The organism is Limosilactobacillus mucosae (assembly GCF_046939755.1).
Taxonomy (GTDB): Bacteria; Bacillota; Bacilli; order Lactobacillales; family Lactobacillaceae; genus Limosilactobacillus; species Limosilactobacillus mucosae_A.
Genome location: NZ_JBKZAY010000005.1, coordinates 99,507 through 106,650, shown reverse-complemented (window position 1 = coordinate 106,650; position 7,144 = coordinate 99,507). Strand labels below are relative to the sequence as shown.

10 protein-coding genes are annotated in these 7,144 nt (G+C 47.3%); all 10 read right to left on the bottom strand.

What is annotated here, in order from left to right:
* Positions 1–1,012 precede the first annotated feature (1,012 nt).
* Positions 1,013–1,948, bottom strand: a complete 936-nt coding sequence (locus tag ACLUWI_RS03360; protein WP_412146147.1) for a GH25 family lysozyme — start codon at positions 1,946–1,948, stop codon at positions 1,013–1,015.
* An 11-nt stretch (positions 1,949–1,959) separates the two neighbouring features.
* On the bottom strand, positions 1,960–2,352 hold the full coding sequence (locus tag ACLUWI_RS03355) for a phage holin, LLH family (protein WP_412146146.1): 393 nt from the start codon (positions 2,350–2,352) through the stop codon (positions 1,960–1,962).
* On the bottom strand, positions 2,349–2,690 hold the full coding sequence (locus ACLUWI_RS03350) for a hypothetical protein (RefSeq protein ID WP_128513219.1): 342 nt from the start codon (positions 2,688–2,690) through the stop codon (positions 2,349–2,351). Before ACLUWI_RS03350 ends, ACLUWI_RS03355 begins: the two co-directional genes overlap by 4 nt.
* On the bottom strand, positions 2,690–3,073 hold the full coding sequence (locus ACLUWI_RS03345) for a hypothetical protein (protein WP_412146145.1): 384 nt from the start codon (positions 3,071–3,073) through the stop codon (positions 2,690–2,692). Before ACLUWI_RS03345 ends, ACLUWI_RS03350 begins: the two co-directional genes overlap by 1 nt.
* 34 nt (positions 3,074–3,107) lie before the next feature.
* On the bottom strand, positions 3,108–4,316 hold the full coding sequence (locus ACLUWI_RS03340; RefSeq protein ID WP_412146144.1) for a hypothetical protein: 1,209 nt from the start codon (positions 4,314–4,316) through the stop codon (positions 3,108–3,110).
* Positions 4,317–4,325: 9 nt separating this feature from the next.
* Entirely contained in the window at positions 4,326–5,363 is a 1,038-nt protein-coding gene (locus ACLUWI_RS03335) for a BppU family phage baseplate upper protein (RefSeq protein ID WP_412146143.1), read from the bottom strand.
* Positions 5,364–5,376: 13 nt separating this feature from the next.
* Positions 5,377–6,471 carry a GDSL-type esterase/lipase family protein gene (locus tag ACLUWI_RS03330; RefSeq protein ID WP_412146151.1) on the bottom strand — a complete coding sequence of 365 codons (1,095 nt, stop codon included), beginning with the start codon at positions 6,469–6,471 and terminating at the stop codon, positions 5,377–5,379.
* Positions 6,472–6,543: 72 nt separating this feature from the next.
* The gene (locus ACLUWI_RS03325; RefSeq protein ID WP_412146142.1) at positions 6,544–6,783 is read right to left on the bottom strand and encodes a hypothetical protein; all 240 of its coding nucleotides are present in this window, start codon (positions 6,781–6,783) and stop codon (positions 6,544–6,546) included.
* Positions 6,784–6,785: 2 nt separating this feature from the next.
* Positions 6,786–6,962, bottom strand: coding sequence for a hypothetical protein (locus ACLUWI_RS03320; RefSeq protein ID WP_302145048.1), 177 nt, complete (start codon positions 6,960–6,962; stop codon positions 6,786–6,788).
* A 38-nt stretch (positions 6,963–7,000) separates the two neighbouring features.
* Entirely contained in the window at positions 7,001–7,144 is a 144-nt protein-coding gene (locus tag ACLUWI_RS03315) for a hypothetical protein (RefSeq protein WP_412146141.1), read from the bottom strand.

The following is a 7,144-nucleotide window of genomic DNA, read 5'->3' as shown; positions in this document are numbered from 1 at the left end:
GGTCGACACTCGACTACTTAACGTCGCGACGGCGTTCAGGAATACGAGCGGACTTACCAGTACGTTCACGGAATTAATGGCGGCATTCACTAACATCTCATAGTGGTGTTAATGCCATGTCATTGCCTATTTCGTCTTTATCTAAGTTAGTAAATACATTCAATATTGTATCACTATACTTTCACATTTTTGCTACCTAATGGCTACCAAGTGACTACTTCACAAGTCTATCTTTAGTACCATAAAAATGCCCCACTCAGCGATATGCTAAGAAGGGCTTTTATCGTGTGCACTATAACTAGATCCCTTAGAATGACTAGCTATTTTCTCTTATAGTATATTACTTTTCAGGAATAAAGCTAGACGAATTTTCAATCTGAATTTTATGTTCTTTTATAGTATAATCAGTCTGTTAAGGCATGCACCTTGCTATGCTCACTTTGAATGAGTCAGAAAGTGAGGTGGTTCTTATGCCGAAGTTGTGCTATTTAAAACGCATGCTTCGAGTCTATAAAGGAGCATGCTGCTGTTGTTCTATATGTTCAACGGATTAGCTAAGGTCATTGAAGCTATGCATGGATTATCACAGCCTGTGCAGTTTGGCGTTTTGCTCGTAACTGCATTTATCGCATTTTGTGCTTTAATGGCTGTTATCTTTCATTAAAAAAAAGCCCTGCTGGGAACAGAGCTTTTTAAGCTGACACTAGTATAGATAGTATAGCAAGGTCTAGGACAAGCCTTAACTAGTTTAAACACGCCACAAATTTGTGGTGTGTTTTTTCTTTACAGTCAGATTCTAACATTGCTATTTTTTAAATTCAAATTTTTTTATTGGATCCTTAACGCCGGTTACGGCTTCCACGCCTTCTGTAGTAACGACTCATGCTTTCTTAATAAGAGAAAAAGCCCTACACACGGCGGTGTTCAAAAAAGGAGAGGACTCACCTCTTTTCTTTTTAGTATAGTTTGGTGCCATGTGTAGGGCTTTGCCTTATATATTTAATTGTAGATATTATTCAAACAATCCATATGCTTCATTAGTGCGTGCATCTCGACAAGCAACGTAGCCGTACTGGCCGTTAGCTCGTGGCTGGCGTAGATAGACAAAGCCATTGGTCCGTGCCCATGCATCATACTTAACCACTGATCCGCCATATAATACGGCGATCACGGAGCTAGAAGGCGTAGCACCCCAGCGCAGATGCAGGACATAGCCAGAGCCTACCGTGAACTTACCATTTTCGGCATGCCAGGTAACTCCCAAGCTGTCCCGCCAAGTAGTGCCGGCTGATGTAGACTCTGCAGCAGCTTTCTTATCTTGCTGTGGTTGTGGCTGAGTCGTTGGCTGAACCGTGCCATCCCCTTTGGCCAGCTTGTGCCAGCCGTCTGCATCAAGATAAAACTCAGAGCGGTCCATCGTGTTGCCGGTATACTGCCAGCCAGTCAGATTAGACCAAGGAGCAAACTTATACGAACTCAGGAATGCTGGCACTGCCCAGCTGTTAGCATAGGTAGGATAACCAGCCCCCCACAAGCCACAAGAGTTGGAGCAGTTGGCTACTTGCCAAACAGCACTGAATTGTACATAAATAATTGGATAGACGCCAGTCTGGCTATGTACATAGTCAACAAACGTCCGACACCAGTTAGCATTACCCCAGCTGGCATTTTGGCCTGCTTCCCAGTCTAAGCCAAGAATTGCTTCACCAATGTAGTTTTTAACGTTGGCAAGAAAATACTTGGCTTCCGCTACCGGGTCACCACCGCCGGCATAGTGATATACGCCTAGCAGTTTGCCTGCGTTTTTAGCTGCTTGGTAATCTGTGTCACAGAATGGATTGACATAGCCAGTACCTTGCGTAGCCTTTACAATGACACCTTGTGCGTTAGGATCAGTAGCATAGCTACGTGGCGAGCCAGAGTATACATCTACTACTTTAATTGTCATAATATCACCCCTTACTTACTAAGCACTGGCTGCGTGTCATTTACGTTGTCAGTGCTTTTTTGCTTCTTGTCGCCTAACCCTGACTTCTCATAAGCAGATTGCACAACGGCTTCTGCGTCCTCTGGTGCGATATGGTGGCCAGATTGAGCCAGTGACGTTTGCACCATGTCGACAGCCTTAGCGTACTTCTCCGAACCAGACATGGACCGGCTAGCCATCGTGTTGACGGCCGCTTCTGCTACCTGTTCAGCCAGCGTCCAGAGTTGACGTGACTGTTCCGTTTTCGCCGTCTTAGCCTTAGCCGTCAGCAGTGGCTTAGCATAAGCCCACAAAAAGGCCACCAAGACTGCCAGCGTGCCTGACTGAATCAGCCACTCAACAATATCATTTACTGTTTTCATCATTTACTCGCTCCTTTAAGATTAGTGTCTGCCTTAACCAACTCATTGACCTTCTCAGTCAGCTTATGCACCTGGTCGATCAGTCGGTCGTTATCTTGACGTAACTGCTTGATCTGAGTGTTGAGTGTGTCGATTGTCTTGGACTGCTCTAGCACTTGATCCTTGAGCTCATCTCGCTCGTCGGTTAGCTTGTCAAGACGTTCAAAAAGCTCTTGCGTGTGGTCAGCATATACATCTTCTCGCTTGACGCTATCTGAGCTTTTCGAACTGGCGTAGTTGATAACTGCCGCGACCGTTCCTCCACCAAGCACAGCACTTAAAATGTTCGCCAATACATGCATCAACGGCCACCTCCACCATCTGAGACAGCCTCAACCAAAACGCTGATAAAGATAAAGAGTGTAAACAGCGTGTTGATGCCGATGCGTCCTTGAAAATGGAAGTCTTGCACAGCAAAAGCAAACAGATAGGCACACCAGAGCGCACCTAATGCAATCAATGCCCACTTCTGGGCACGCTCACTGTACCTGCACGCACCAGCCATAATTGCGCAGACCCCTACGATCGACAAAATCAATGTCCAATTGGGGTCGCCCAAATGATGCACCACGTGCACGACTCGGGCATGTGGGTCGTCACGCATGAAGTGTTGCTGAGCAGACATGAAAATACCGGTTGCCAGTGTTTCAAATCCGGTCACGACCAAAAATCGTCTGTGTCCCATAGCCCACCTCACTTTCCTAATTCCAATGCTTCTATTATTTAGCAGTTGAAACTGCTGTTGATGCTGTTTCCAGCTTTTTAACACGCTCAGTCAGCGCATCGAGTGCACTCTTAGACGCATATGTTGCCAACACGGATACATCAGCCTTGTTGGCAATCATGGTATCAATCTGCGTGGCCGTGTAGTAGCTGGATAGCGAGGACTTATCGACTTTGAGCGCCAGATTTTTGTTAACGTCAGATGCAAGCATGTACTTGCTCATATCTGGCTGCGGAAGAACGAAGTCAAGGATTGCGTTAGTTGCCGTGCCCGAATTGGTTACGCTGGCTGTTGTGCCAGTCGTGACTTTGCCAATTGCAACTGTTGCATCAATACCGTTCTTGCCATCCACACCATCTTTAGCTTTTGGCAGCACGACGTTCCAGACCTGAGCTGAATCCGTACCGACGTTGGTAATCGTGCCAGTGTCACCGGTAGTTACCGTGCCGAGCTTAAGCGACAGTGCCGTCTCGCCTGGCGCACCTTGAATCCCTTGTGGACCTGGTTCGCCTTTAGGAATGCCAATGTCGAGTTTGACGTTGGTGCTGTCGCCAGAGTTGGTTACCGTAGCGCTCTGCCCAGCGTCCAGCGTCTTGACGGAGTTAATCGTAATTGTAGGGCTGACCCCGTCCTTACCTGGCGCACCATCAGCACCGTTTGTGCCGTCCTTGCCCGGAGTGCCTGCAGAGCCTTCTGCAACATAGCCGGTATCCGTGCCATTGATCAACCAGTGCTTGGTGGCCTTGTCGATCTCTGGCGTGGCGCCATCTTTACCATCAGCACCAGCTGGCCCAGTTTTAACGTCCGCAACCGCCTTGTTAAAGTTGTTGATCAGTTCGGTTAGCGTTAAGAAACTGTACTTATTGGTAACCGTCTGCGTGCTTTCATTGACCGTAAAGGATACAAAACCCTTAGACGGGTAGATAGCAGTTGTATCGCCAGCGCTGATCCAAAGCTCAACGAAATAAGTGCCAGGCGTTAAATCCTTGATATCTGCCGTCTTAAGGCTGACCGTGCCATCACTGTTAAGCTGACCTGGAGCACTTGCAACGTAGGATGTGTCGTCCTTGACCTTAAACTGCAGCGTCTTACCAGTCATGGCAACTTTGGTGTCATCATCATATGCGGTATACGTCAGCACCGCCGATGTGTCGCCAAACTTATACTCATCGTTAGCCGCATTAACGTAGTCTAGTTTGCGCATCTATATCACCTACCAGATAAACATTTGATTGAGTTGGAAGTACCAGTTGGCGTTGGCGGTTTGACCATTCTGCGTGATGTTTTGGATTGACATGGTTGAACCGTTCATTTGGTTCCAGAGCGTGATACCCAAATCAGCCGGCGTTTCGCGCATCATCATCATTGGATTCTGCACACCGTCAAGATCGGTAAACTTAACGACTTCAACGCGGTCACCCCAAGGCGCCAGCTTACGTGGCGTTCGCATACCGCCAGAGATAGCAAGCATGTGAATAGGTCCGATTTGTACAAGCTGCTTGGTCAAATCACCGCTAGCACCGTTGACGTACTCAATACCTTTGGTCGAGTTACCAGTGTTACTAAACTTGCTGTTGACTAGCGCTTGAATCTTTCCCCAAGCATCACCGCCAATCGAACTGGCGTTGATCTGGTCAAACGTCTGCGTGCCAGTAAACGTGTTGTTGGTGCCAGTCTTGGCAACTCCGGTTGATGCTACTTCGTTTTGATAAGCCTTAACTGCCGTAGACACTGCATCGGCTGCGCTTGACGCACTGTTGATCTTGATGGTTAGTGGGTCAACCAGCGCATTAGCTTGTGCGACCAACTGACTGATTTGGCCGATATAGGTCACACTGTCGCCAGTAGTCATTGCCAGCCCGTCTTGATAGACGGTAAAGGCAACGTTAATCGTGGATACTACCGTTGAGCCCTGCATGATCCGCAGGTAGGCTGACTGGTAGTCACCGACTGTTTGATAAAAAGCGCCTGGCACTGACAGCAGAATCATGCCCTTAGCAGCATTGGTTACCGTTGCCGTATTGGTCAGCTTGACGCGCCCTTGATAGTCCTTACCGCCAAGCTCGACACTGCGGTTAGACAAGTTCCAGGGAGTTGTTACGCCACCGCTCGTTTGCACCAGTTGCAGATAGACTGGACGCATGTTGTCGCCTTGTCGGCCTGATAGCTCGTCAATCTTGACTGCCACATCGCCGTTAAAGGTCGTGTCGACTTGCGTATACGTATGTCCCGCATAAGTAGTAGATGCCATCTATAATCATCTCCTATAAGTTTTTAAGCATTGCATTGATTGCTACCTGGCAATCTTTAAACCAGCCGTTCAGCGAATCAATTAAATCTTTGATTAGTAATGATTTAGTCAGTACATACCCTTCTACGGATACCGACCGACCGTCACTGTCAGCTGTTTCCGTTGATCCTAGACTGCGTTGAGCGTATCCAGTGATGATGCTGACTGATTTAGCCAGATACATACGCAAGTTGCGCGAGTAGCTGCTAAACGTTTCAATCGGAAAATCCGTTGCATCATCACCGCTTACTTTTTGTAACGCCGACCAAATCTTTTTAAAATTGCCATTAACGTTATCAATAAAGCTCCCATTACCAACGTTAGTGTTAAGACTGATGGTCTCGACTGGTTTAGGCGTTGGTGTGGGAGCTGGTACTTGGTCTGGGATAACGATATCTGGGATTGACGGTGTACTCGGATTGGCTGGCGTGACTGGCTTGCTCGGCGTGATAGGTTGTTGCTGTTGTTTTTCTTCTTCAGCAATCCACGTAGCCAAGCATTGCGCCATCTGTGTTTGTACTGCCTGTACTGGATGGATTTGACCGTCACCCAGCGTCTGATTGCGGTTGGCATACGTGATCAGCGGATTGTCGCGCCAGTCATAGACAGGGCAATGGTTGTCCTTAGCACACTGCTTGATCGCATCGTACATCGTCCGTTGACTGATACCACCACCGTTGACTGCACCATCATCAGCGCCATAGACATAGCTTGGCGTTGGCAGTTCCACGTAGATATGGATTGTCGGATTGTCCGACCGGATTTTGGCGATACCTTTAGTCATCGCATCCTGGACTTGTGTTGTTGACGCATACGGCTGATCGTCAAAGTCGTTGATGCCATAGCCGAGTAAGACAACATCATAGTTTTTAAAGTTAAACTTGTTGACCTGTGGGATAAAGTCTTGACCATCTCGGTTGTCAGCGTACTTAGTACCGCTGATCGCTTCATTGTCGACTTCCCACCCTAACTGGTCCCCGATCGCTTGTGGGATCGTTGGATTGGCACGGGGATGATTACTCCCGAAACCAGTTAGACCCCACATGATCGAGTCACCAAGCACAATCATCTTGGTCACTCAAACCATCTCCTTAATTCTTAAGCAGTTTTGTCATTTTAAATGACTAAACCTAACAAATCCTTAGTCAGTAGGCAGTGCCAGATACTTGAGCAGTTTCTGTCGTGCGATCGTTTGGGCCTTGTCTAAGCCCGTGAAGAACGTCGTACCTTCTGGCAATTCGGTCTTGTCTACTCGGACCGTGTTGTTTAAAAACTCGCCCGTTTGAGCGTCCGAGCCGTAGAACGTGAAGTTGGCCGAGTCAACTTGGCCAGGCGTCGTGGTTGAGAAGTTAAAAACGATGTTAGATACATTTACTTGCATAGTTAGTCCTCCTTAGCAGTATCTGCTTGCTTAGCCTTTAAATCTTCCAGTTGCTTCTTCAAATCAGCGTTTTCTTTGGTTAGCTGGTCAATTTGCACTTCTTGCAGTGTGTTGTTGGCTTCCAGCGCGCCGAGTTTGCTTGCGTAGCTGTTTTGCAGTTTTTGTAGATCGATGTTCATACAATTGTTCCTTTCGTTTACAATTCAAGGCTTAACCATCATGAATGAAGCTCAATAGTGAACCCTTTAGCAGTCTGTGTTACTCTCGTCCAAGGTTTAACGGACTGCTTTTCTTTCATGCCCATAAATGTTTCTATTTTTTCTGGCGAAACATTAATTTTTTGTATAAGCTCTTTTCCCAT

Excerpts from the sequence above, each read along its gene's own strand:
- ACLUWI_RS03340 (WP_412146144.1), bottom strand. The coding sequence starts at position 4,316 with ATGCGCAAACTAGACTACGTTAATGCGGCTAACGATGAGTATAAGTTT.
- ACLUWI_RS03320 (WP_302145048.1), bottom strand. The coding sequence starts at position 6,962 with ATGAACATCGATCTACAAAAACTGCAAAACAGCTACGCAAGCAAACTC.
- ACLUWI_RS03350 (WP_128513219.1), bottom strand. The coding sequence starts at position 2,690 with ATGCATGTATTGGCGAACATTTTAAGTGCTGTGCTTGGTGGAGGAACG.
- ACLUWI_RS03330 (WP_412146151.1), bottom strand. The coding sequence starts at position 6,471 with ATGATTGTGCTTGGTGACTCGATCATGTGGGGTCTAACTGGTTTCGGG.
- ACLUWI_RS03355 (WP_412146146.1), bottom strand. The coding sequence starts at position 2,352 with ATGATGAAAACAGTAAATGATATTGTTGAGTGGCTGATTCAGTCAGGC.
- ACLUWI_RS03325 (WP_412146142.1), bottom strand. The coding sequence starts at position 6,783 with ATGCAAGTAAATGTATCTAACATCGTTTTTAACTTCTCAACCACGACG.
- ACLUWI_RS03315 (WP_412146141.1), bottom strand. The coding sequence starts at position 7,144 with ATGGGAAAAGAGCTTATACAAAAAATTAATGTTTCGCCAGAAAAAATA.
- ACLUWI_RS03345 (WP_412146145.1), bottom strand. The coding sequence starts at position 3,073 with ATGGGACACAGACGATTTTTGGTCGTGACCGGATTTGAAACACTGGCA.
- ACLUWI_RS03360 (WP_412146147.1), bottom strand. The coding sequence starts at position 1,948 with ATGACAATTAAAGTAGTAGATGTATACTCTGGCTCGCCACGTAGCTAT.
- ACLUWI_RS03335 (WP_412146143.1), bottom strand. The coding sequence starts at position 5,363 with ATGGCATCTACTACTTATGCGGGACATACGTATACGCAAGTCGACACG.